This is a genomic window from Amycolatopsis sp. CB00013 (assembly GCF_001905755.1).
GTDB classification, from domain to species: Bacteria; Actinomycetota; Actinomycetes; order Mycobacteriales; family Pseudonocardiaceae; genus Amycolatopsis; species Amycolatopsis japonica.
Window position 1 is genome coordinate 167,191 of sequence record NZ_LIWC01000004.1, and the last position, 23,545, is coordinate 190,735.

Consider the following 23,545-nt stretch of genomic DNA (forward strand, 5'->3'; position numbering starts at 1 on the left):
GTGCTGGACGTCAACTTCTTCGATGAGCTCCGCATCGGCCTCGCCACCGCCGACGACATTCGTCAGTGGTCCTTCGGCGAGGTGAAGAAGCCGGAGACCATCAACTACCGGACGCTCAAGCCCGAGAAGGACGGCCTCTTCTGCGAGAAGATCTTCGGCCCGACCCGGGACTGGGAGTGCTACTGCGGTAAGTACAAGCGGGTCCGCTTCAAGGGCATCATCTGCGAGCGCTGTGGCGTCGAGGTCACCCGCGCCAAGGTGCGCCGTGAGCGGATGGGCCACATCGAGCTGGCCGCTCCCGTCACCCACATCTGGTACTTCAAGGGTGTTCCCTCCCGCCTGGGCTACCTGCTCGACCTGGCGCCGAAGGACCTCGAGAAGATCATCTACTTCGCGGCCTACGTGATCACCGGTGTGAACACCGAGCTGCGGCACAACGACCTGCCGACCCTCGAGAACGAGATCGGCGTCGAGCGCAAGAACCTCGAGACCAAGCGCGACGCGGACATCGAGGCACGCGCGCAGAAGCTGGAAGCCGACCTGGCCGAGCTGGAGGCGGAGGGCGCGAAGTCCGACGTCCGCCGCAAGGTCAAGGAAGGCGGCGAGCGCGAGATGCGTCAGCTGCGTGACCGCGCCGGTCGCGAGCTGGACCGTCTCGAGGAGGTCTGGACGACCTTCACCAAGCTCGACGTGCGTCAGCTGATCGCCGACGAGCTGCTCTACCGCGAGCTCATCGACCGGTACGGCGAGTACTTCACCGGCGGCATGGGCGCGGAGGCCATCCAGAAGCTGGCCACCGAGTTCGACGTCGCGGCGGAGGCCGAGAGCCTGCGCGACACCATCCGCAACGGCAAGGGGCAGAAGAAGCTCCGCGCGCTGAAGCGGCTCAAGGTCGTCGCGGCCTTCCAGGCCACCGGCAACGACCCGCGCGGCATGGTGCTCGACGCCGTCCCGGTGATCCCGCCGGACCTGCGCCCGATGGTCCAGCTCGACGGTGGCCGCTTCGCCACCTCCGACCTGAACGACCTCTACCGCCGGGTCATCAACCGGAACAACCGGTTGAAGCGGCTGATCGACCTCGGCGCGCCCGAGATCATCGTGAACAACGAGAAGCGGATGCTGCAGGAGGCCGTCGACGCGCTGTTCGACAACGGCCGCCGCGGCCGCCCGGTCACCGGTCCCGGTAACCGCCCGCTGAAGTCGCTGTCCGATCTGCTCAAGGGCAAGCAGGGCCGGTTCCGTCAGAACCTGCTCGGCAAGCGTGTCGACTACTCGGGCCGTTCGGTCATCATCGTCGGTCCGCAGCTGAAGCTGCACCAGTGCGGTCTGCCGAAGGACATGGCGCTCGAGCTGTTCAAGCCGTTCGTCATGAAGCGGCTGGTCGACCTGAACCACGCGCAGAACATCAAGTCCGCCAAGCGGATGGTGGAGCGGTCGCGTCCGCAGGTGTGGGACGTGCTCGAAGAGGTCATCACCGGCCACCCGGTGATGCTGAACCGTGCGCCGACCCTGCACCGCCTCGGTATCCAGGCCTTCGAGCCGCAGCTGGTCGAAGGCAAGGCCATCCAGCTGCACCCGCTGGTCTGTGAAGCGTTCAACGCGGACTTCGACGGTGACCAGATGGCCGTGCACCTCCCGCTTTCCGCGGAGGCGCAGGCCGAGGCCCGCATCCTGATGCTGTCGGCGAACAACATCCTTTCGCCGGCGTCGGGCCGTCCGCTCGCCATGCCGCGTCTGGACATGGTGACCGGTCTGTTCCACCTGACCCGGTTGAACGAGAACGCCGACGGTGCGGGCAACGCCTACTCCTCGCCCGCTGAGGCGATCATGGCGTACGACCGCAAGGCGCTGAGCCTGCACGCCCCGATCAAGATCCGCGTCACCGACCGTCAGCCCGCCAAGGCCGACGAGGCGAGGCTCGCGGAGAACGGCTGGGAGCCGGGCAAGGCGTGGCTGGCCGAGACGACCCTGGGCCGCGTGCTGTTCAACGAGCTGCTGCCGGCGGACTACCCGTTCATCAACGAGCCGATGCCGAAGAAGCGTCAGGCCGCGATCGTGAACGACCTCGCCGAGCGCTACTCGATGACCCAGGTCGCGCAGACCCTGGACCGCCTGAAGGACGCCGGTTTCTACTGGGCGACCCGTTCGGGTGTCACGGTCGCGATCTCCGACGTGCTCGTCCCGGCAGGCAAGAAGGCCATTCTGGACGAGTACGAAGGCAAGGCCGACCAGGTCGAGAAGCGGTACCAGCGTGGTCAGCTGTCGCACGCCGAGCGCAACAACGAGCTCGTCAAGGTGTGGACGCAGGCCACCGAAGAGGTCCACAAGATCATGGAGACGGCGCTGCCGGACGACAACCCGATCGCGATGATCGTGAAGTCGGGCGCGGCGGGCAACATGACGCAGGTCCGTTCGCTGGCCGGTATGCGTGGTCTGGTGTCGAACCCGAAGGGTGAGTACATCCCGCGTCCGATCAAGGCCAACTTCCGTGAAGGCCTGTCGGTGGCGGAGTACTTCATCGCGACGCACGGTGCCCGTAAGGGTCTGGCGGACACGGCGCTCCGTACCGCCGACTCGGGTTACCTGACCCGTCGTCTGGTGGACGTGTCGCAGGACGTCATCGTCCGCGAGATCGACTGTGGCACCACCCGCGGTATCAACATGCCGATCGGCGAGGACATCGGCGACGGCAAGGTCCTGCGCGACCAGCACGTCGAGACCAGCGTGTACGCGCGGAACCTGGCGACCGACGCGGTCGACGCCAAGGGCAACGTCGTGCTCAACGCCGGTGACGACATCGGTGACCCGGCGATCGACAAGCTCATCTCGAGCGGGATCTCCAAGGTCAAGGTGCGTTCGGTGCTGACCTGCGAGTCGGCCGTCGGTATCTGCGCCACCTGCTACGGCCGGTCCATGGCGACCGGTCAGCTCGTCGACGTCGGCGAGGCCGTGGGTATCGTCGCGGCCCAGTCGATCGGTGAGCCGGGTACGCAGCTGACGATGCGTACGTTCCACCAGGGTGGTGTCGCCGGTGACGACATCACGACCGGTCTGCCCCGTGTCCAGGAGCTGTTCGAAGCCCGGGTCCCGAAGGGCAAGGCGCCGATCGCCGACGTCGATGGCCGCGTGCGCATCGAGGAGAGCGAGCGGTTCTGGAAGATCACGCTGATCCCGGACGACGGCAGCGAAGAGATCGTCTTCGACAAGCTGTCCAAGCGTCAGCGGCTCGCGAACACCCCGAACGGCCCGCTGGGCGATGGTGACCGCGTCGCGGTCGGCCAGCAGCTGCTCGAAGGCACGCCGGACCCGCACGAGGTCCTGCGGGTCATGGGGCCGCGCGAGGCGCAGATGCACCTGGTGGACGAGGTCCAGAAGGTGTACCGGGCGCAGGGTGTGTCGATCCACGACAAGCACATCGAGGTCATCGTGCGGCAGATGCTGCGCCGCGTGACGATCATCGACTCCGGTGCCACGGACTTCCTGCCGGGCGAGCTGCCCGAGCGGACCAAGTTCGAGGCGAAGAACCGCGCGTCGGTCGCCGAAGGCGGCGAGCCGGCCTCGGGTCGCCCGGTGCTGATGGGGATCACGAAGGCCTCGCTGACCACGGACTCGTGGCTGTCGGCGGCCTCGTTCCAGGAGACCACGCGTGTCCTGACCGACGCGGCCATCAACGGCCGCTCGGACAAGCTCGTGGGCCTCAAGGAGAACGTGATCATCGGTAAGCTGATCCCGGCCGGTACCGGGATCAACAAGTACCGCAACATCCAGGTGCAGCCGACCGAGGAGGCGCGGGTCGCCGCTTACGCGATCCCGTCCTACGACGACGGCTACTACACCCCGGACGTGTTCGGCTCCACGCCGGGCGCCGCGGTGCCGCTGGACGACTACGACTTCGGCCGCGACTTCCGCTGACCGAAGCGAAATCCACGAGAAGGGCCCTCGCCGATCCGGCGGGGGCCCTTCCCGTTTCCGGAGTACCCGAAATGGGTCCTGGCTCCTGGCGAATCCCGATAGGGTGATCCGGTTCTACGCGATTCGGGGGCTATGCGCATTTCCATCTGGTAATCAGGGGTGACTCTGCGTGAACAAATCGCCAAGTGGTAGATCCCGCTCACGTACTGGGGCGGTCTATCTCGCGACCTTCGCCGCGGTAGCGGCATTGACCGGCGTATTCGCCGCGCCCGCCGGAGCGGATCCGGCACCTTCGTCACCCGCGTCGAGTGCGCCGGCGACATCCGAGGCACCGGCGAGTTCCAGCGCGCCGCCTAGTTCGTCGGCTGCGGGAAGCGCACCTCCGGTGGCGCCGAAGCCGCAGGCCGAGCGGCTGCAGCTCGTATCGTCGGTCGCCTTCGACAAGAGCGAATTCCGGACCGACGAGAACGTCACCTTCACTTTCAAAATCAAGAACACCGGCACCGTCCCCGCTGTGGGGCTCAAGGTGTTCCAGTTCATCAGCGATCCGTCCGACCTGTCGGTCCCGTTCGATCCCGGCTGGGGAGAACTGGAACGCGTTAGGTCCGGTAAGACGCTCCAGCCAGGAGAGACTTACGAGGTCAAGGTCGCCGGACAGATCCAAGATCTCACGTCCGCCAAGACCGTCGTCCGCGGCTTCGTTCAAGACAGCACCGGGGCAGGCGGCGGGGAATTCCAGGAGTCTGTCGGCATCGTCAAGGTCTCCGGGCACGCGGCGGGCACCGTGTTCGGTGACAAGAACGGCAACGGCCGAGCCGACGACGGCGAACAGCTGTCCGGAATCACCCTCACCTTGAGGTACTTCAACGGCTCCGCCAAGTACGAGGCCACGAGCGACGCGGCCGGGAAGATCGACTTCGGTGATGTTCCGGCCGCCAAGTACTACCTCGGCGGCGTCGAAATCAAGGGTTGGCACTTCCCGTTCGAGATCGTCCGGATCGGGCCGGACTCGAAGGATCTGCTCGTACGCGGAGCGCCGCCGCTGAACGGTGCGTTGAAAGCGTCGATGGCCTTCACCGAGGACAGCTACAAACCCGGCGATCTCGCGCATGTCACCGTGACCTTGACCAACTCCGGTTCGGTCCCGCTCACGGGCATCGTCTCCGGTTGTGACCGCTTCGGATCCGACTACGCGTTGAAGGGCGGTGCGGGTTGGGGAGACCTCGACTACCTCGGGAACGGCGTGACGATCGCGCCCGGCGAGACTCGCGCGATCGACGTGTCCGAAAAGGTCCCGGACGCCACTCGCGACCGGGGCCTGGTCACGGTGAGCTGCGACTTCGGTTACCGCGACGTCGATAACGAAGGTCACGCACACGCCTACGACCAGGCAGCCGTCCCCGGGGCCTTGGCCACCGTCGTCGGTGACGTGGTCCACTTCGCAGGCCAGGGTGATCCGAAGGGCGTGAGCGGGGTCAAGGTCGTGCTCGTCTCCGACGGAAAATGCCCCGTCATCGGTGAGCGGACGACCGACGCCGAAGGCCGCTTCGAATTCCGCAAGGTGGTGCCGGGGCCCACGTACAAGCTGTACCTCCTGACGCCGCAGGGATGGCGGATCCAGTACGAGAACCCGAGGCCGATCCATGTCGCCGGGCCGGAGGACAAGCCGTCGCAGGTACGAGTGGAGGCGGAACCTGGTGAGGCGCCCGCGCCCGCCGTGCCCACGCAGCCCGCGGACTGCGGCAAATCCGAAACCCCGGCGCCGACGACCACGCCCGCCGGGCAGGGCAGCGGTGGCGGCCAAGGTGGTTCGGGGCTGGCCAGCACCGGTGCCGACGTGATCTGGCTCGGCGCGCTCGCGCTCGCCGCGCTGGGCCTCGGAGCGGTTCTGGTCTTCGGCGCCCGCCGCCGTCGTCAGCCTGCCGAATAGCGGCCATCACCCCGAGAAAGCCCCCGGTCGCTCCCAGACCGGGGGCTTTCCCTTTGGCCGCCCCGACCTGCGTTTAGCCCCCTAATCGCGATCCGGCCGACGATCGGCGCGGTATCCGCCTGGATGCGCGACGGATGGCGGGCGATCCCGCGACCGCCGGTCGAAAGGATGGTCGATATGGAATCCCTTGTGACAGAAGAGAACTCGGCCACGAAGAACCTGCGGTCTGCCTTGGAGGACGTCCATCGGGCGGGGGTGCCGGGGGTGTTCGCCGAGGTGCGGGCGGATGGGCGGATCTGGCGCGGTGCCGCCGGGGTCGCCGACCTGGAAACCGGGCGCCCCGTCGGGACCGGGATGCGGCAGCGCGTCGGCAGTATCACCAAGACGTTCGTCTCGGCCGCGGTTCTGCGTCAGGTCGAGGCGGGGCGGCTCGACCTCGACGCGCCGATCGGCGACTTCCAGCCGCGGCTGGTCCCCGGTGAACGGGGCCGGGCGATCACGATCCGCATGCTGCTCAACCACACCAGCGGCCTCGCCGAGTACCTGCCCTACGCGTTCCCGTCGCTTCAGAAACTCGCCCCAGAGAGCCTCGACGACAACCGGTTTCAGGAGTTCCGCCCGGCGGAGCTGATCGCGATCGGTGTCGGCGCGCCCGCCACCGGCGAGCCGGGCAGCACGCCCGGGATCTACTCCAACACGAACTACCTGCTGCTGGGTGAACTGCTGGAGCACCTGACCGGCGCCCCGATGGAGGAGCACATCTCCCGCGCCATCATCGAACCCGCGGGTCTCGCGAACACCGGCTTTCCCGCCGGTCCGCGTATCGAGGAGCCGCACTCGCGGATGTACGAAGCGCTGTTCGGCGCGATCGATCCGCCGCGCGACTACAGCGTCTACAACATGTCCTGGGTGATGGCCGGCGCCGGTCTGGTCTCGACTGTCGACGATCTCAACCGCTTCTACCGCAAACTGCTGGACGGGGAGATCGTCAGCCCGTCTTCGCTGGCGGAGATGCAGCGTCTGGTGCCGGTCATCGCGCAGGACGGGCGGCTGATCGACTACGGGCTCGGCCTGTACAAGACCGAGATCCCGGGGCACGGCGTCTTCTGGGGTCACGACGGCACGGTCTGGGGAGCGTTGACGATGGCCTGGGCCGGCCCCGACGGCGGACGGCAGTTCTCCGCCGCGATGAACCTCGTGCGGTGGCGCAAGCCGGACCCCGAAGGAACCCCGCACCCCATCGACGACGCCCTGGCGACCCTCAAGCACCAGGCCCTCTGCGGCCCCGCCTCCGACCTGCGTTTAGCCCCCTAATCGCGATCCGGCGCCGACCTGCGTTTCGCCCCCTAAACGCGATCCGGAGCGGGCGGGCGCAGGTCGGGGCCGGGGCGTAGCGCGAGGAGCGGAGCGAAAAGCTCCGATGGCAACTTCGTCCCTGAGGGCGTCGCGGCACCAGAGTTCCCGGGATTGAGTAACGAAACCATAACGCCACGATGAGGGCTGCGGGCGGGGTTACTGGTCCGTTGTGACCTGCGGTAGTGCCGCCAAGTGGTCTAATTCCCACTGCTCGGAAAACCGCCACCCGTTCGGCCCAATGGCCCATCCGCATCGTGGGAAAATCACCCGGCCGTGGCATGTCTCATTCTTTGATCACGAGATTGACACTCCGGCGGGTTCACACGAGTATTTCGCCCATGCAATCCCCAGTCGCCTTGGTGTGGCGCCGGCACGTTGACTTGCGGCAGCAAGCAAGCGCGCTGTGTATGGATTCCTGACCTATTCCGGGTTTGTCGCGACGCAGGCTGATTCGCGTATCCGAAACGGATGCGCCGGTTCCCGTGCGCTGACGTTTTCCACTGTGCCGCAACGGTTCCCTGGGCGAACCGGCGGTTGATTGCTTTCCCCTTCGATCCGTGCGGTTACGCCTGCGCGGAATAGGGGAGAGGTGTGCCGATTGTCTGGCGCTTCGGTAGCGAAAACAGGGAGAAAGAATGCTATCCAACTCGCCCAAGTGGCGAAAAGTGGTGATAGGCGCCTTGGCGGCGGTACTCGCCGCGGGCACGGTGACCTATACCGGCTCGTCGACGAGTGCCTACGCCGACGTCCAGGTCGTCAAGGACGCGAAGAAGGCGGCCGACGGCAAGGAGTACTGGGTCCAGAACCATCTCGTGTCCAAGGACGTCGCGGCGTCCCGGAGCGCGGACGGCAAGCGCAAGAAATGGCTGCTGGTCTGGGCCGGTGACGAGAACATCGCCGACACCCTGGTCAAGGACATCAAGAACCTGCCGGGCTCGCTCGGCGGCGGCCTGAACAAGATCAAGAACGCGTTGCCCGGTCCGGACTTCCTCGCCGTGATCGACGCGACGCAGGGTTCGCCGACCTACGGCAAGGTCGTCAACACCGCCACCGTCGGCCCGCTCGTCGAGAACGAGCCGCACCATATGCAGTACGTGTGGCACAAGGGCGACACGATCTACGCCGGCGCGCTGTTCGCCGCCGCGACGTACGCCTTCGACGTCTCCGCGTTGCCGCAGCTGAAACTCAAGGGCGTCAGCCTCCCGACCCAGACCCTCGGCGGTTCCGTGCCGGACGCGTACTGGGTGCTCAAGGACGGCACCGCCTACGGCACGTACATGGGCGGGCCGGTCGTGCCGGGCCCGCACACCTACGCCAACGGTTCCACCGTGGTGGGCAACGGTTTCGCCGGCAGTCCCGGTGAGGTCGTCCGCTTCGACCAGAACGCGCAGGTGCTTTCCGAGTCCCCGGCCGCGACACCGCAGGGCGACAACAAGAAGCTGTGCGACAACCTTCCGCAACTGGACAAGCCGACCTGCGCCAACCCGCACGGCATCCAGGCACGCGAGGACCTCAACACCCTGGTCACCAGTGACTACGCCGAGCCGCGCAACATCATCCTCGACCCGGTGAAGCAGCCGTCGCCGTATCTGCGGCGGCCGACCGTCCGCACATGGGACATCTCCGACCGCAACAAGCCGAAGCTCAAGACGGTCTCGTACCTGCCGGACGGCCCGAGGGCCGATCCCGCGGACCCGCTGCACGCGGAAAGCCGCGCGGTCATGGAGACCACGGTGACCAACCTGCCGGGGCACAAGGGCGCGTTCGCCCAGACCATGCAGGGCGGTGCGGTGTTCTACACGCCGGACATCACCGCCAAGGAGCCGCACTGGATCCAGGTGTTCGACGATGGCGCCGCGAACAAGGCGATCCACCCGAACAACGACTCCAACGGTGGCGGGTCGAACGGTGGCTGGATCCAGACCAGCCCCGACGACAAGTACCTCTACCGCGCGATCACCGGACGGTCCAAGGGCGCGCTCGGCCCGGACGACCCCGGCACCACCGGTGGCGTGTACGTCCTCGACATCCAGAAGCTGCTCGCCGCCGGCGACAAGGTCGAGAACATCAAGGGCCGGATCGACACGAAGGAGAAGTCCCAGCAGGGCGGTGGCGGCGACTTGCCGACCGTCGTCGGCGCGGCGCCGATCAATCCGGGTACCTCCGGCGGCGGCCCGCACTGGGGCGCGTACGACAACTTCGTGCTCGGCGACGACGGGTACTACCACGAAACCGACAAGCCTCAGCACCTCGCGGTGTCGAACTACTTCGTCGCACGGTCCGGTTTGGACGGTGACCACAAGGTGAACCTGCTGAACCTCGGTGAGGACGGGAAGGTCGCGGTCGACCAGAACTTCCGGGACGAGTTCACCGGGCAGGTCGGGATCAACTTCAACCGGAAGACCTGGCCGCACGGGTCCTTCGGCAACGCCAAGCCGCACTCCGAACTGTTCGTCGTGGCGGACGCGGATCTCAAGTAACCCTGTTCGGCGCGGAAGGTCGTGGGTGGCGGGCACACTCCGCCACCCACGGCTCCGCCGATCTGCTCGGAGAAGGTCCCCATGGATCACCACGTCATACCGGCGAGCTCGGGTTCGGCCGGAGCCGACATCGCCCTCGTCCTGCTCCGGCTCGGACTTCTGCTGGCGACCGCTTTCCTCGCGGGCGCAGGGATTCTGCGCCCGTTGGTGGGTGAGCTGCCCAGCCGTCTTCGACTCACCATCGCCGCCCTCGGCGGGATTTCCGCCGTGCTCGCCGCGGTTTCCGCCTTCGCGACCGACGTCAACGTCATCGCGCTGATCGTGCATCTCGTGCTGGCGCTGTCGATTCCCGTTCTGATCCGCCGTCCATCGGCAGGCCGCTGGGCCTCGCTCGCGCTCGCCGCGTTGGTCGTGCTCGAAACCTCGCTCGGACGGACAGGCGTCGAATTCGCCATCGACACCGTCTACGTCGCGGCCGCCGCCTTGTGGTTCGGCGTCACCGTTCTCTCCATCTGGGTGCCTGCCGAGCAGTGGCGCCAGACGAACTTCCGGCTCGGCCCGCTTTCCCTGACCCTGGGCGGACTTCTCGTCGTCGCGGGTGCGGTCCAGCTGTTCTCCTCCGGTCTGGGGTTCGACCGCCGGATCTACGGCACGCTCTTCGGTCTGACGTTGCTGGTGATCGCTCTGCTGCCGATCGTCGCCACCGTCCTCGCGGGTTTCTTCTTCTCGGACAAGGAATCCACGCGTGCCTATCGGTTCGGCGCGGCCGCCGTGGCCGTCGGTTTCGTCGCCTGGAGCGCCCTCGCGGCCATTCCCGAACCGCCCAAGCTGCCGACTCCCGGTGTCGCACTGCTCGCCGACGCGGCCATCGGCGAGCAGCGGTTCCCGGTGCTGGTGAGCCCGCAGCGGCCCGGCAAGAACCTCGTCCATTTCCCCGCGAGCGCGGGAGAAGACCTGTCCGCCGGAATCGAAGGCGGCCTGATCGGCAAGGCCATCGTGCGCCCCGGCGCCGAGGGCACCTGGGCCGAGGTCGACCTGCCGAAGGGCCGCAGCGACCTGATCATCAGCCGGGGCGGGGAGAAGACGACGATCGAGGTCGACGCGGGGGAGGAGCAGGGCCTCGCCATCGAAGACGCGGACGCGCCCGAATGCGCTTCGGCCGCCCTTGGCGGCTTGATCGCCGACCGCCGCGAAGTTCTCACGTCCTGCCCCGCGGACGCGCTTTCCAGTGAGGACAGCGGTTCTCTCGTCAAACTCGTCGAATTCCTCGCCGGGCGCAAACCTTCCGCGCTCACCCTCGTCGAGGACGCCTCGCCGCGCAGCGTGGCCGCCGCGAAGCTGGTTCGTGACACCGCCGCGCGGGCCGGTCTGCCGGTGCAGGCCGAGGCGGGGCCGAACACCGCGTTGCTCGTCGTGTCCGGCTGGGCGGGCGGCTACACGGCGATGACCCGCGCGGCCGAGTCCCAACGGCTCAAGCCGACCCATCAGTACGGCCTGTACCTGGCGCCCTGGCTGCTGAACGGGCCGATCGTCAACTCCGTCGCGAGCTCTTCGATACCGCTGAGGTTCGACCCGCGCGAGCAGGTCGCCGTCAGCTTCGCCGTCGCGGCGGGCAACGCCTTCGGTGGCGAAAGTCCGACGCTCGGCGGGTTCCGGAGCTGGCTGGGCGACCAGTGGCGGTCGATCAACGGTGACGTCCAGATCTTCGCGGCGGCGCAGGTCAACGCCATGCCGATGTACCCGGGCGAACCGCACGCCGTCGGGATGATCGCCGACCGGAACTACGCGGGGCAATGGATCCCCGACGGAACGATCGTGCCGGTCAGTTCGGTACTGCGGTGATTTCACCAAAAGAATGGGAGAAGAAATGAAGCGAATCGCGGCCCGTGTGCTGCTGCCACTCGCCCTCGCGGGCGCGCTGTCCGGACTCGCCGGCGGCGTCGCCTCGGCCGACCCGCTGCCGGGTCTGCCCACCGGCGGCGGAAACCCCGCGGTCTGGCTGATCCCCGGCCTCGATCTCGGCGGACTGCTCGGCCCGGCCGTCCCCGTGCCCACCGACGTCCTCGCCCCGATCTACGGGATCATCACGCCCATTTCGTAAAACCGTTACCAGCAAAGGAGAATCTCATGAAGAAGACCTTCGTCCGCGCGGTCACCGGCGCCGCGCTCGCCGGTCTCGTCGTGCTCGGCTCGGCGGCTCCGGCACTCGCCGCGCAGGACGCCCCGAACGATGTCGTGGTCGTCGACGAACCCGACACGAGCGACCTCAACAACATCTGGACGTTCGCGCCGCTCGGCGTCCCGGTGCTGGGGCTGATCCAGTCGCTCAACGGCGTCCCCGGCCGGCTGCTGCCGTCCTGACTTCCGTGGCGGCGCGGCTCACGGGCCGCGCCGCCGCTTTAGGTGAGGAGACCGATGGCCGACAGACAACTGATCGGGCGCATCGCCATCGCGGGGATCGTGGTGGCCGCGCTCGCGACCTGTGTGGTGCTGCTCAAAGGTGGTGAGGAGCCGCGGGCCGAGACCGTGGCCGTGGTCGGCGAACCGACCGAGGCCGCGCCGTCGCGGGGACCGGACCGCACGATCACGCGGACGCTCAGCCAGGCGCAGCCGCAGCCGGTGTCGAACGACTGGCAGATCGCGTACGAGCTCGCCGGGACGGGGACCGCGACCGTGGTCTACGACTCCAACGGCCTGGGACTCGTGCACCAGGAGCTGCAGGTGACGCTGCCGTGGCGCAAGGAGCTCACGTGGAAGAACACCGGCACCCCGCCGACCGTCCAGCTGATGGGGCAGGGCGAGGGCGCCGTCGAATGCCGGGTGGCCGTAGGCGGCGCCGTGGTCACGTCGGAGAAGTCCGCCCCCGGTGAGGTCGCCACCTGCGCCGGCCGCCTTGCCCCCTCCTGACCTGCGTTTAGCCTCCTAATCGCGATCCGGCGGCAGGGGGAAAACCGGTGGCCAGGGTCGGCAGAATGTAGTCATGACCTGGAGCTTCGAAGTCACCCCCGTCGATCACCCGGACGCCGCCCGGTTGCTGCGCGAGTACCTGGACGAAATCGCGTCCCGCTTCTACGAGCGCCAGGTCACCGAAGAGGAGCTCGACGGCTTGCTCCTGGAGCACCACAGCCGTGATCTGGTCCCGCCGACCGGCACCTTCCTCCTCGCCTGGCGCGATGGGGTGCTCGCCGGGTGCGCCGGGCTGCGGGTCGCTTCACCCGACATCACCGAGCTCACCCGCGTCTTCCTGCGGAAGTCCGAACGCGGCAACGGCGGCGCCGCGCTGCTCGTGGCCGCCGCCGAAGACGTCGCCCGCGGCCTCGGCGCCTCCTTGATCCGGCTCGACACCAGGCGCGACCTCGTCGAGGCGAGGGCCCTGTACGCGCGCCTCGGCTACGACGAGGTCGAGCCCTTCAACAACGAACCCTTCGCCCACCACTTCTTCGCGAAATCCCTGGAAGTCCCGGATCGCGTTTAGCCCGCTAAACGCGATCCAGGTGACGCGGACGGCGGCGGGAGGCCTGACCTGCGTTTAGCCCCCTAAACGCGATCCGGTGGGGTGGAGGTGAGCGGGGCCCGGTCGGCGACATCGGCCAGGTAGTCCAAAGTGCGCAGGAGCTGCTTCCCGCTCGGCAGCACCTTCGGCACCACCGCCACCGTCCGCCCGGACGTGTGGAACTCACGGCACCGGCCCGCGTTCGCCGTCAGCCACTCACGGACGTCGGGACGCAGGACGACCGCGGGATTCGAGCAGTCCACTTCGGATCCGCTGATCGAGAGCGTGCAGTCCGGCATGGCCGCGCCCGCCTCGACGTGCACGACCGTCCGCAGCGAACCGGACTCGCGGGTGCCGTCCTGGCGGAACCCGGCGCCCGGCCGGTGATACCGGTAGACACCGAACGGCTTCCCCCGATGCGTGCCCACCACCGCCTGGTCGATCGACTCGCCCGCCCGCCGCAACGGCGCGGGCGCCCGGCCCGTCGCGGGCTGCTCGTGCCGCCCGCCCGCGGCGCCGAGCCGGGCACCGCTGTAGAAGTCCCAGCCCCGTTCCCGCGCCAACGTGGCCAGCCCGCGTTTCTTCGCCGCCCCGGCGAGAATCCACCAGACGGCGAGCACGATCGGCAACGCCACCGCGACGATGGCGATGATCCACGCGGTCACGGCTCAGAAGTCCAGATTGTCGGAGGCTTCCTCGGGTGTCTGTTCGTCGTCACCCACCGAACCGTACTGGCCCGCCTTGATCCCGCCCGACGTGTACGTGCCGGCCTTCCCGGCGACACCCGCCGCGACCTCACCCTTTTCGCGGCCCGTCTCCGGCGTCTTCCAGCTGCCGTCCGGATTCGTGGCCTTGCCGAGCCCGACGGTGTTCAGCGCGGCCTTCTTCGTGGCCGACGTCATCCGCTCACCGAAGCCGTCCGCGAGCCTGCCGCCCATGGCGCCGTCCTTCGAGGCGAACTTGCCCCACGCGGACGCGCCCGGCCCGGCCGCCAGCTGCGCGGTGGACTTGTTGTGGGCCATCAGCTCCTTGTAGTTGCCCTTCCACTTCCCGAAGAACTCCTTGAGCTTGCCGAGGAACTGCTTGATCTTGTCGAGCAGCTGGCGGAGCTTGTTCAGGAACTTCTGCACCTTCGACGTCGTCGAGACCGCGCGGGTGGCCGTCAGTCCGCCCGCCGTCGCCGTCGAACCACCGCAGGTCGGGACGGCCGCGGCCAGCGCCGGGATCCAGATCATGATCAGCCACGTGATGAACTCGGTGAGGATCGCCTTGATGAACTCCTCGATCACCGTCATCACCATGCTGGAGATCTGCAGCAGCTGGGCGATGTCCCCGGCCTGCGCGGCGATGCCGTCGATGCCCTGTGCGAACTTCGCCAGCTTCTCGCCCGCCGCGTTCGCCGCGTCACCGGTCCACTGGGACAGCGACGTCTTCGCGTCCTCGTCGAACTTCTTGCTGTAGTTCTGCAGGTAGACGCCGATGTTGTTGAAGTTTCCCGCCGCGTTCGACAACGCCGGACCGTCGCCGCTCACCATGTGGATGGCGTCCTGGATCGGCTGGCACACGTTCATCAGGAAGCTGAGCCCCTGGCCGACCAGCCAGCCGATCGGATCGCTGGCGATGTCCGCGACGCCCATGCACGAGCTGACGAAGCCGGCGCCGCTGGCCGCGATGGTCCCGATGTCGCTGGCCTGGAACCCGTCCGCGGTCGCCTTCTTGACGGTGTCGAAGGTGCTGAAGCCACTGCCGATCGGCCCGGGCAGCGAGGTCAGCATCTTGTCCGTGCGGATGGTGTCCGGGTTGTAGTCGTTGATCTGGATCTTGGTGTGTTCGCCGGTGATCTTCTGATCGGCCACGATCAGTCCCCCTCGCTACTTGGCCGGCCCCATCTTCGGTGTCCTCGATTGCGCCGGCTGCTCCAGCAGCTTGAGGATTTCGTTGAGCGCCTTGACGTTGTCGTCTTCGTTCCGCTCGTAGGCGGTGGCGGCGTTGCCGAGTTTCTCCGATGCCGCGGTCAGCCCCGCGGACATCTCGATCAGCAGATCCTGCAGATCGGTGAGCATCGACGTGTACTCGTGCTTCACGAACAGGCCGACGACTCCCCATGACTCGTCGCCGACGTCGGACTGCTGCGTCAGCCGTCCGACCTCGTTCGGGATCTGGACGTCCTGCCCGAGCTTGCCCGAGTAGGTGCGCAGAGCGCTGATCACCACCTCATGCCCTCCGGCCATCGGCGGTCCCTCCCTTCGCGCACCTTCCGATGCGGCTCGTCGTGATCGGCGCCTTGGACCCGGCTGCCCCGCCTGCGGTTCCCAGCGCCGCGGATCGCGTTTAGCCCGCTAAAGGCGATCCGGTCCTGGGGGTCAGTGGTCGTCGTCGAACAGGTTCTTCAGGAAACGGTCGCCATCCGAGGGGCTCGACGCCGGGGGCGGCGGGGTCTGTGGCCGCTGCGGTTCGTCGGCGGATTTGAGGACGGAACGCTCGGAGTAGTCGTCGGCCTGCTGCTCGGCGGCCGGCCGCGACGGGGACTCCTCTTCCATCCGCGCCCGCATCTCCTCGACGGTGGTGCCGAACAGGTCCGCCTGGGTCTCCAGCACCTGGTCGACCAGATTGAGGTCGTCGCCCATGTGCTCTTCGACGATCGTGGCCTGTTTGCGGGCCGCTTCGGCCACGGCCTGCTGGATGGTCGACATCAGCGCGGCGGAAAGCGCGTCCGGACGCTGGCGAAGGGCGTCCTCGGTGAATTTGACGTCCATGATCGCGCCGCCGGGCCCGGCGACCACCGTCACCGAACGGTCCGAAGAGGAGGCCGTCGCCTCGATCCTGCTGAGCTCGTCCTGCATCCCGCCGACGTTCGCGAGCCGGTCGTCGACGTTCTGGAGCTGGGACTGGAACTTGTCGAATTGCGCGACCAGCTGCTCGAACTCGGCGGACATGGAGCCTCCCCATACTTGCGGTACGCCGGGCGAACCGACGCTGTGACCAGTCTCATCGTGACTCATTCACCGGTTCGACGCGACGGGGTGCTTCTCGGATCCATCCGGCTCACCCGATAGGGGAATAGGTAGCGTGGTTCGCCGAGCAGTGATCCACAAGTACGGAATCAGTACCGACGAGGGGAGGGCGTCATGGACGCCGAGCAGCAGGAAAGCACCGAGGAACCCAAGCGGGGAAGTCACGCGGCGCCGGAGGGGGCTCCCGTGCATCCGTTGATCGATCTTTCCCGTGACCCGCACCCGGGCCGGGCGGACCACGCGAAGCCCGAAGAGGAATAGGTCCTCTGCCGAGGGGGCCATGCCAAGGCCGACGGGGAATGAAGTCGCCCGAAACGCCGTTCCATCAGGGTGGCCGCGGCGTGACGCCCGGCACGATATAGTTATCGACCCCCCGATTTGGCCGGTCCGGAAGTGGCCGGGTATCTTTGGAGACCGTGCCCGGCAGGCGTCGGGCCGTCCCGTGTGCCGTGCGGCACGGACGGGGTGCTCAGGCATCCGGTCCGAAGGCTTCGCCCACGCGGGATCCGACGGAAAATCCCTACGGGAAGTTACCGGTCGCAAGACCGTGACGCGGGCCGACACGCCCGACCGCGGGGGCCGGAGACAACACGTAGTAGCAAGATCGCGAACAGAAAGCTGGTCCATTGCCCACGATCCAGCAGCTGGTCCGTAAGGGCCGCCAGGACAAGGCTGCCAAGCAGAAGACCGCGGCCCTCAAGGGGAGCCCGCAGCGGCGTGGCGTGTGCACTCGCGTGTACACCACAACCCCCAAGAAGCCGAACTCGGCGCTTCGCAAGGTCGCTCGTGTGAAGCTGACCAGCGGCATCGAGGTCACCGCCTACATTCCCGGTGAAGGCCACAACCTGCAGGAGCACTCGATGGTGCTCGTGCGCGGTGGTCGTGTGAAGGACCTGCCGGGTGTCCGTTACAAGATCATCCGCGGTTCGCTCGACACCCAGGGTGTCAAGAACCGTAAGCAGGCGCGCAGCCGGTACGGCGCGAAGAAGGAGAAGAGCTAATGCCCCGCAAGGGTCCGGCCCCGAAGCGGCCGCTGATCTCTGACCCCGTCTACGCATCCCCGCTGGTCACCCAGCTGGTGAACAAGGTGCTGAAGGACGGCAAGCGGTCCCTGGCCGAGCGCATCGTCTACGGCGCCCTCGAAGGTGCTCGCGAGAAGACCGGCACCGACCCGGTCGTCACGCTGAAGCGCGCCCTCGACAACGTGAAGCCCACCATCGAGGTGAAGAGCCGCCGCGTCGGTGGTGCCACCTACCAGGTGCCGATCGAGGTCAAGCCGGGCCGCTCCACCACCCTCGCGCTGCGCTGGCTCGTCTCCTTCTCCGCGGCCCGCCGCGAGAAGACCATGATCGAGCGTCTGCAGAACGAACTGCTCGACGCGAGCAACGGCCTCGGCGCCAGCGTGAAGCGGCGTGAGGACACCCACAAGATGGCCGAGTCCAACAAGGCCTTCGCGCACTACCGCTGGTGATGACCGCCCGGCTGCCGATCAAAGCCTTGCCGGGCCCCAATTTTGAGACAGGGGAACACTCTCGTGGCACGTGAAGTGCTGACCGACCTGAACAAGGTCCGCAACATCGGCATCATGGCCCACATCGACGCCGGTAAGACCACCACCACCGAGCGGATCCTGTTCTACACCGGGGTCAACTACAAGATCGGTGAAGTCCACGATGGCGCCGCCACCATGGACTGGATGGAGGAGGAGCAGAAGCGGGGTATCACCATCACCTCGGCTGCCACCACCACGTTCTGGGCCGACCACCAGATCAACATCATCGACACTCCGGGCCACGTCGACTTCACCGTCGAGGTGGAGCGTTCGCTCCGCGTGCTCGATGGTGCCGTCGCCGTCTTCGACGGCAAGGAAGGTGTCGAGCCGCAGTCCGAGCAGGTCTGGCGTCAGGCGGACAAGTACGAGGTTCCTCGTATCTGCTTCGTCAACAAGATGGACAAGCTCGGCGCGGACTTCTACTTCACCGTCCGCACCATCGAGGAGCGTCTCGGTGCCCGTCCGCTGGTCATCCAGCTGCCGATCGGCGCCGAGAGCGAGTTCGAAGGCGTCGTCGACCTGGTCCGCATGAAGGCGCTGACCTGGCGCGGCGAGGTCCAGAAGGGCGAGGACTACGCCGTCGAGGAGATCCCGGCCGAGCTCGCCGACAAGGCGGCCGAGTACCGGGAGAAGCTGGTCGAGGCCGTCGCCGAGACCGACGACTCGCTGATGGAGAAGTTCCTCGAGGGCGAAGAGCTCACCGAGGCCGAGATCAAGGCCGGCATCCGGAAGCTCACCGTCGCCCGCGAGGCGTACCCGGTGCTCACCGGTTCCGCGTTCAAGAACAAGGGCGTCCAGCCCATGCTCGACGCGGTCATCGACTACCTTCCGTCGCCGCTGGACGTCCCGGCCGTCGAGGGCACGCTGCCCGACGGCGAGACCCCGGTCACCCGGAAGCCGTCCGTCGACGAGCCGTTCTCCGCTCTGGCGTTCAAGATCGCCGCGCACCCGTTCTTCGGCAAGCTGACCTACATCCGGGTGTACTCGGGCAAGGTCTCCTCCGGCGCGCAGCTGATCAACGCCACCAAGGAGCGCAAGGAGCGCATCGGGAAGCTCTTCCAGATGCACTCCAACAAGGAGAACCCGGTCGACGAGGCCCAGGCCGGCCACATCTACGCGGTCATCGGCCTGAAGGACACCACCACCGGTGACACCCTCGCCGACCCGCAGAACCCGGTCGTCCTCGAGTCGATGACGTTCCCGGCGCCGGTCATCCGCGTCGCGATCGAGCCGAAGACCAAGGCCGACCAGGAGAAGCTGTCCCTGGCGATCCAGAAGCTGGCCGAAGAGGACCCGACGTTCCAGGTCAACCTGGACGAGGACACCGGCCAGACGATCATCGCCGGTATGGGCGAGCTGCACCTCGAGGTGCTGGTCAACCGCATGAAGTCCGACTACAAGGTCGAGGCGAACATCGGTAAGCCGCAGGTCGCCTACCGCGAGACGGTGCGCAAGACGGTCGAGAAGCTCGACTACGTGCACAAGAAGCAGACCGGTGGTTCCGGTCAGTTCGCGAAGGTCATCGTCAAGCTCGAGCCGCTCGAGTCCACCGACGGTGCCCTCTACGAGTTCGACAACAAGGTCACCGGTGGCCGCGTGCCGCGGGAGTACATCCCGTCGGTCGACGCGGGCGCGCAGGACGCCATGCAGTACGGCGTGCTGGCCGGCTACCCGCTCGTCGGGTTGAAGTTCACCTTGTTGGACGGCGCGTACCACGAGGTCGACTCTTCGGAAATGGCCTTCAAGATCGCCGGCTCCATGGCGATGAAGGAAGCCGCGAAGAAGGCCGGTCCGGTCATCCTCGAGCCGCTGATGGCCGTCGAGGTCACCACGCCCGAGGACTACATGGGCGATGTGATCGGCGACCTCAACTCCCGCCGTGGCCAGATCCAGGCCATGGAGGAGCGCGCCGGTACCCGTGTCGTCAAGGCACTGGTCCCGCTGTCGGAGATGTTCGGTTACGTCGGCGACCTGCGTTCGCGTACGCAGGGACGTGCCAACTACTCCATGGTGTTCGACTCCTACGCCGAGGTTCCCGCGAACGTCGCGAAGGAAATCATCGCGAAGGCGACGGGGGAGTAGTTCCCGTCCGCTCGCGGGCATAAGGAACACTCCTGAACGTCCGCAGCATCCGTCAAGAAACGAATCCCCGTCCGACAGCCACGTTGGCCGGTGAGTAAGCAAAACAGTCCAGGAGGACATTCCAGTGGCGAAGGCGAAATTCGAGCGGACCAAGCCGCACGTCAACATCGGGACCATCGGTCACGTCGACCACGGTAAGACCACTCTGACCGCGGCGATCACCAAGGTTCTGCACGACAAGTACCCCGAGCTGAACACCGCTTCGGCGTTCGACCAGATCGACAACGCGCCGGAAGAGAAGCAGCGCGGTATCACGATCAACATCTCGCACGTCGAGTACCAGACCGAGAAGCGTCACTACGCCCACGTGGACGCCCCCGGTCACGCGGACTACATCAAGAACATGATCACCGGTGCGGCGCAGATGGACGGCGCGATCCTCGTGGTCGCGGCGACCGACGGCCCGATGCCGCAGACCCGTGAGCACGTGCTGCTCGCGAAGCAGGTCGGCGTGCCCTACATCGTGGTCGCGCTGAACAAGGCCGACATGGTCGACGACGAGGAGATCCTGGAGCTCGTCGAGCTCGAGGTCCGCGAGCTGCTGTCCTCCCAGGACTTCCCGGGTGACGACGCTCCGGTCATCAAGGTCTCCGGCCTGAAGGCCCTCGAGGGCGACGCCAAGTGGGGCGAGAGCGTTCTCGAGCTGATGGAAGCCGTCGACGAGAACGTGCCGGACCCGGTGCGCGAGCTCGACAAGCCGTTCCTGATGCCGATCGAAGACGTCTTCACGATCACCGGCCGTGGCACGGTCGTGACCGGCCGTATCGAGCGTGGCCGCGTCAACGTGAACGAAGAGGTCGAGATCGTCGGCATCAAGGAGAAGTCGACCAAGACCACCGTCACCGGTGTCGAGATGTTCCGCAAGCTGCTCGACCAGGGTGAGGCCGGCGACAACGTCGGTCTGCTGGTCCGCGGTATCAAGCGCGAGGACGTCGAGCGCGGCCAGGTCGTCGTGAAGCCGGGTACCACCACCCCGCACACGGAGTTCGAGGGCTCGGTCTACATCCTGTCGAAGGACGAGGGTGGCCGTCACACCCCGTTCTTCAACAACTACCGCCCGCAGTTCTACTTCCGTACCACGGACGTGACCGGCGTCGTCACCCTCAAGGAGGGTGTCGAGATGGTCATGCCGGGCGACAACACGGACATCAGCGTCGTGCTGATCCAGCCGGTCGCCATGGACGAGGGTCTGCGTTTCGCCATCCGTGAGGGTGGACGGACCGTCGGCGCCGGCCAGGTCACCAAGATCAACAAGTGATTTAGACGCCCCGCCCGGGGGTAATACACCCCCGGGTTAGGGGCGTCAAATCACGTGTGCGACACTATTCAGGTTGCTCGTCCTGGGGCGGCCGAACTCGTACTTCCTTCGGAAGACAGGTTCCGGCCGCCCTGGTATGAGCGGCCACGGTCCGCGGAGCACTTCCTTCGGGTGAGGCTAGCGGGCAAGGGCGTTTGAGACGGCGATCCAAGCATTTCCGCCGGCTCGATGCCTCCTCACGTTGAGGAAGACCAGGCAAGACGAAGATCCCGCGGGATCCGTCTGTGCGTCGGGCACGACACGCCCGACCGCGTGGACCGGGGACAGGGCCGTTGAACTGGGAAAACCTCAGCCAGGCTGAGGTTTGAAAAGACAAAAGCGGCACGAGACGACAAGGAACGAGCAGCCACCATGGCGGGACAGAAGATCCGCATCCGGCTCAAGGCCTACGACCACGAGGCGATCGACACCTCGGCACGCAAGATCGTCGAGACGGTCACGCGTACCGGCGCCCGTGTTGTCGGGCCGGTGCCGCTGCCCACCGAGAAGAACGTTTACTGCGTCATCCGCTCGCCGCACAAGTACAAGGACTCGCGCGAGCACTTCGAGATGCGCACGCACAAGCGTCTGATCGACATCCTCGACCCGACGCCGAAGACGGTCGACGCGCTCATGCGCATCGACCTGCCGGCGAGCGTCGACGTCAACATCCAGTAGCAGCGGCTGGCGAGCGGCGGAGAGTAAGAGACTCATGTCTGACAGGCAAGTGAAGGGCATCCTGGGCACCAAGCTCGGCATGACCCAGGTCTTCGACGAGAACAACCGGGTCGTCCCGGTGACCGTCGTCCAGGCCGGGCCGAACGTGGTCACCCAGGTTCGGACCCAGGAGAACGACGGCTACAAGGCCGTGCAGCTGGCTTTCGGCGCGGTCGACCCGCGCCGGGTGAACAAGCCGCGCACCGGCCACTTCGACAAGGCGAGCGTGACCCCGCGTCGTTACCTTGCGGAGCTGCGTACCACCGACGCCGAGACCTACGAGGTCGGCCAGGAGATCACCGCCGAGGTGTTCGAGGCCGGTATCGAGGTCGACGTGACCGGTACCAGCAAGGGCAAGGGCTACGCCGGTGTCATGAAGCGTCACGGCTTCAAGGGCCAGGGCGCGAGCCACGGTGCCCAGGCCGTGCACCGCAAGCCCGGCTCGATCGGTGGCTGCGCCACCCCGGGCCGCGTCTTCAAGGGCCTGCGCATGGCGGGCCGGATGGGCAACGACCGGGTCACCACGCAGAACCTGACCGTGCACGCGGTGCGTGCCGAGGACGGCCTGCTGCTGATCAAGGGCGCCGTGCCCGGTCCCAAGGGCGGCCTGCTGTTCGTTCGCAGCGCCGCGAAGGGTGGTAACTGAACATGACCAGCGTCGAGCTGAAGACCCCGGCCGGTAAAGCCGACGGCACGGTCGAGCTCCCCTCGGAGATCTTCGACGTGCAGGCCAACGTGCCCCTCATGCACCAGGTCGTGGTGGCCCAGCTGGCCGCCGCGCGCCAGGGCACGCATGACACCAAGACCCGCGGTGAAGTCCGCGGTGGTGGCAAGAAGCCGTACCGCCAGAAGGGCACCGGCCGCGCCCGCCAGGGTTCGACCCGTGCGCCGCAGTTCACCGGTGGTGGCGTCGTCCACGGCCCCACGCCGCGTGACTACACCCAGCGGACCCCGAAGAAGATGAAGGCCGCCGCTCTGCGTGGCGCCCTCTCCGACCGGGCCCGTGCCGGACAGCTGCACGTCATCACCGAACTGGTGACCGGCGAGAAGCCGTCCACCAAGTCCGCCAAGGCCGCCATCGCCGCGGTGACCCAGGCCAAGCGCGTTCTCGTGGTCCTGCACCGCGACGACGAGCTGAGCTGGAACTCCGTGCGCAACCTGGCCGAGGTCCACATCATCACGCCCGACCAGCTCAACACCTACGACGTGTTGGTCAACGACGACGTGGTGTTCACCAAGGCCGCTTACGACGTGTTCGTCGCCGGCCCCGTCCGGGGCAAGGGCGCGAAGGCTTCGGCTCGGTCGAGCGAGGTTGAAGGGAGTGACGAGCAGTGAGTGCGATCGCCATCCCCGATCCCCGCGACATCTTGCTCGCGCCGGTGATCTCCGAGAAGTCCTACGGGCTGCTCGAGGACCACAAGTACACGTTCATCGTCCGCCCGGACGCCAACAAGACCCAGATCAAGATCGCGGTCGAGAAGGTGTTCGGCGTCAAGGTGGTCAGCGTCAACACGGCCAACCGCCAGGGCAAGCGTAAGCGGACTCGCGCCGGCTTCGGCAAGCGCAAGGACACCAAGCGCGCCATCGTGACTCTTTCGGCTGAGAGCAAGCCGATCGAGATCTTCGGCGGACCCACCGCGTAAAGGACTGAG

The 23,545-nt window shown here is 66.9% G+C and carries 23 protein-coding genes; 18 read left to right on the top strand and 5 right to left on the bottom strand.

Annotated elements, in window-relative coordinates; genetic code table 11:
• Positions 1 to 3,912: a DNA-directed RNA polymerase subunit beta' gene (locus AMK34_RS27390; protein ID WP_038519866.1), complete on the top strand. Its 3,912-nt coding sequence runs from the start codon at positions 1 to 3 to the stop codon at positions 3,910 to 3,912.
• 216 nt (positions 3,913 to 4,128) lie between these two features.
• On the opposite strand, the gene AMK34_RS43575 is transcribed toward AMK34_RS27390, so the two are convergent.
• Positions 4,129 to 4,452, bottom strand: coding sequence for a hypothetical protein (locus AMK34_RS43575; protein ID WP_241832874.1), 324 nt, complete (start codon positions 4,450 to 4,452; stop codon positions 4,129 to 4,131).
• Here AMK34_RS43575 and AMK34_RS27395 point away from each other — a divergent pair.
• From AMK34_RS27395 to AMK34_RS27430, 8 genes are all read left to right on the top strand, one after another.
• On the top strand, positions 4,427 to 5,842 hold the full coding sequence (locus AMK34_RS27395; protein WP_241832875.1) for a hypothetical protein: 1,416 nt from the start codon (positions 4,427 to 4,429) through the stop codon (positions 5,840 to 5,842). The two genes, AMK34_RS43575 and AMK34_RS27395, sit on opposite strands and share 26 nt — an antisense overlap.
• A 189-nt stretch (positions 5,843 to 6,031) precedes the next feature.
• Positions 6,032 to 7,156 (top strand): serine hydrolase domain-containing protein, encoded by a 1,125-nt coding sequence (locus tag AMK34_RS27400; protein ID WP_241832876.1) that lies wholly within the window; start codon positions 6,032 to 6,034, stop codon positions 7,154 to 7,156.
• Between the two features lie 677 nt (positions 7,157 to 7,833).
• Complete coding sequence (locus AMK34_RS27405; protein ID WP_241832877.1) at positions 7,834 to 9,678, top strand: selenium-binding family protein; 1,845 nt, start codon at positions 7,834 to 7,836, stop codon at positions 9,676 to 9,678.
• Positions 9,679 to 9,759: 81 nt separating this feature from the next.
• Positions 9,760 to 11,520, top strand: a complete 1,761-nt coding sequence (locus AMK34_RS27410; RefSeq protein WP_073847309.1) for a hypothetical protein — start codon at positions 9,760 to 9,762, stop codon at positions 11,518 to 11,520.
• 25 nt (positions 11,521 to 11,545) lie between these two features.
• The gene (locus AMK34_RS27415) at positions 11,546 to 11,779 is read left to right on the top strand and encodes a hypothetical protein (RefSeq protein WP_073847310.1); all 234 of its coding nucleotides are present in this window, start codon (positions 11,546 to 11,548) and stop codon (positions 11,777 to 11,779) included.
• Between the two features lie 26 nt (positions 11,780 to 11,805).
• A complete protein-coding gene (locus tag AMK34_RS27420) occupies positions 11,806 to 12,039 on the top strand; it encodes a hypothetical protein (RefSeq protein ID WP_016331079.1) in 234 nt (77 codons plus the stop codon).
• Positions 12,040 to 12,093: 54 nt separating this feature from the next.
• Positions 12,094 to 12,585: a hypothetical protein gene (locus tag AMK34_RS27425; protein ID WP_038519852.1), complete on the top strand. Its 492-nt coding sequence runs from the start codon at positions 12,094 to 12,096 to the stop codon at positions 12,583 to 12,585.
• Positions 12,586 to 12,658: 73 nt separating this feature from the next.
• Positions 12,659 to 13,153, top strand: coding sequence for a GNAT family N-acetyltransferase (locus tag AMK34_RS27430; protein ID WP_073847311.1), 495 nt, complete (start codon positions 12,659 to 12,661; stop codon positions 13,151 to 13,153).
• Between the two features lie 62 nt (positions 13,154 to 13,215).
• On the opposite strand, the gene AMK34_RS27435 is transcribed toward AMK34_RS27430, so the two are convergent.
• The 4 genes from AMK34_RS27435 to AMK34_RS27450 all read right to left on the bottom strand — a co-directional run bounded on the left by AMK34_RS27435 (position 13,216) and on the right by AMK34_RS27450 (position 16,107).
• Entirely contained in the window at positions 13,216 to 13,836 is a 621-nt protein-coding gene (locus AMK34_RS27435; protein ID WP_073847312.1) for a hypothetical protein, read from the bottom strand.
• 3 nt (positions 13,837 to 13,839) lie between these two features.
• Positions 13,840 to 15,027: a hypothetical protein gene (locus tag AMK34_RS27440; RefSeq protein WP_051972692.1), complete on the bottom strand. Its 1,188-nt coding sequence runs from the start codon at positions 15,025 to 15,027 to the stop codon at positions 13,840 to 13,842.
• 15 nt (positions 15,028 to 15,042) lie between these two features.
• Positions 15,043 to 15,402: a type VII secretion target gene (locus tag AMK34_RS27445; protein WP_037332695.1), complete on the bottom strand. Its 360-nt coding sequence runs from the start codon at positions 15,400 to 15,402 to the stop codon at positions 15,043 to 15,045.
• A gap of 132 nt (positions 15,403 to 15,534) precedes the next feature.
• Positions 15,535 to 16,107 carry a YbaB/EbfC family nucleoid-associated protein gene (locus tag AMK34_RS27450; protein ID WP_073847313.1) on the bottom strand — a complete coding sequence of 191 codons (573 nt, stop codon included), beginning with the start codon at positions 16,105 to 16,107 and terminating at the stop codon, positions 15,535 to 15,537.
• 192 nt (positions 16,108 to 16,299) lie between these two features.
• On the opposite strand from AMK34_RS27450, the gene AMK34_RS43275 reads away from it, so the two are divergent.
• From AMK34_RS43275 to rplW, 9 genes are all read left to right on the top strand, one after another.
• The gene (locus AMK34_RS43275) at positions 16,300 to 16,446 is read left to right on the top strand and encodes a hypothetical protein (protein WP_167551728.1); all 147 of its coding nucleotides are present in this window, start codon (positions 16,300 to 16,302) and stop codon (positions 16,444 to 16,446) included.
• 365 nt (positions 16,447 to 16,811) lie between these two features.
• Positions 16,812 to 17,186 (top strand): 30S ribosomal protein S12, encoded by a 375-nt coding sequence (gene rpsL / locus AMK34_RS27455; protein WP_003102113.1) that lies wholly within the window; start codon positions 16,812 to 16,814, stop codon positions 17,184 to 17,186.
• Complete coding sequence (gene rpsG / locus AMK34_RS27460; RefSeq protein ID WP_005166770.1) at positions 17,186 to 17,656, top strand: 30S ribosomal protein S7; 471 nt, start codon at positions 17,186 to 17,188, stop codon at positions 17,654 to 17,656. Before rpsL ends, rpsG begins: the two co-directional genes overlap by 1 nt.
• A gap of 63 nt (positions 17,657 to 17,719) precedes the next feature.
• Positions 17,720 to 19,819 (top strand): elongation factor G, encoded by a 2,100-nt coding sequence (gene fusA / locus AMK34_RS27465; protein ID WP_038519841.1) that lies wholly within the window; start codon positions 17,720 to 17,722, stop codon positions 19,817 to 19,819.
• Positions 19,820 to 19,943: 124 nt separating this feature from the next.
• Complete coding sequence (gene tuf, locus AMK34_RS27470) at positions 19,944 to 21,137, top strand: elongation factor Tu (protein ID WP_073847314.1); 1,194 nt, start codon at positions 19,944 to 19,946, stop codon at positions 21,135 to 21,137.
• Between the two features lie 411 nt (positions 21,138 to 21,548).
• A complete protein-coding gene (gene rpsJ / locus AMK34_RS27475) occupies positions 21,549 to 21,854 on the top strand; it encodes a 30S ribosomal protein S10 (protein ID WP_003102098.1) in 306 nt (101 codons plus the stop codon).
• A 34-nt stretch (positions 21,855 to 21,888) separates the two neighbouring features.
• A complete protein-coding gene (rplC, locus tag AMK34_RS27480; RefSeq protein ID WP_007031036.1) occupies positions 21,889 to 22,539 on the top strand; it encodes a 50S ribosomal protein L3 in 651 nt (216 codons plus the stop codon).
• 2 nt (positions 22,540 to 22,541) lie between these two features.
• Complete coding sequence (gene rplD / locus AMK34_RS27485; protein ID WP_016331090.1) at positions 22,542 to 23,228, top strand: 50S ribosomal protein L4; 687 nt, start codon at positions 22,542 to 22,544, stop codon at positions 23,226 to 23,228.
• Entirely contained in the window at positions 23,225 to 23,536 is a 312-nt protein-coding gene (gene rplW / locus AMK34_RS27490) for a 50S ribosomal protein L23 (RefSeq protein WP_005166778.1), read from the top strand. The genes rplD and rplW overlap by 4 nt, the downstream gene beginning before the upstream one ends.
• Positions 23,537 to 23,545: the final 9 nt, after the last annotated feature.

Coding starts and splice junctions, on each gene's coding strand:
- AMK34_RS43275 (WP_167551728.1), top strand. CDS start 16,300: ATGGACGCCGAGCAGCAGGAAAGCACCGAGGAACCCAAGCGGGGAAGT.
- AMK34_RS27405 (WP_241832877.1), top strand. CDS start 7,834: ATGCTATCCAACTCGCCCAAGTGGCGAAAAGTGGTGATAGGCGCCTTG.
- AMK34_RS27415 (WP_073847310.1), top strand. CDS start 11,546: ATGAAGCGAATCGCGGCCCGTGTGCTGCTGCCACTCGCCCTCGCGGGC.
- AMK34_RS43575 (WP_241832874.1), bottom strand. CDS start 4,452: ATGAACTGGAACACCTTGAGCCCCACAGCGGGGACGGTGCCGGTGTTC.
- AMK34_RS27445 (WP_037332695.1), bottom strand. CDS start 15,402: ATGGCCGGAGGGCATGAGGTGGTGATCAGCGCTCTGCGCACCTACTCG.
- AMK34_RS27420 (WP_016331079.1), top strand. CDS start 11,806: ATGAAGAAGACCTTCGTCCGCGCGGTCACCGGCGCCGCGCTCGCCGGT.
- AMK34_RS27410 (WP_073847309.1), top strand. CDS start 9,760: ATGGATCACCACGTCATACCGGCGAGCTCGGGTTCGGCCGGAGCCGAC.
- AMK34_RS27430 (WP_073847311.1), top strand. CDS start 12,659: ATGACCTGGAGCTTCGAAGTCACCCCCGTCGATCACCCGGACGCCGCC.
- rplD (WP_016331090.1), top strand. CDS start 22,542: ATGACCAGCGTCGAGCTGAAGACCCCGGCCGGTAAAGCCGACGGCACG.
- AMK34_RS27425 (WP_038519852.1), top strand. CDS start 12,094: ATGGCCGACAGACAACTGATCGGGCGCATCGCCATCGCGGGGATCGTG.
- rpsJ (WP_003102098.1), top strand. CDS start 21,549: ATGGCGGGACAGAAGATCCGCATCCGGCTCAAGGCCTACGACCACGAG.
- rplC (WP_007031036.1), top strand. CDS start 21,889: ATGTCTGACAGGCAAGTGAAGGGCATCCTGGGCACCAAGCTCGGCATG.
- AMK34_RS27450 (WP_073847313.1), bottom strand. CDS start 16,107: ATGTCCGCCGAGTTCGAGCAGCTGGTCGCGCAATTCGACAAGTTCCAG.
- rpsG (WP_005166770.1), top strand. CDS start 17,186: ATGCCCCGCAAGGGTCCGGCCCCGAAGCGGCCGCTGATCTCTGACCCC.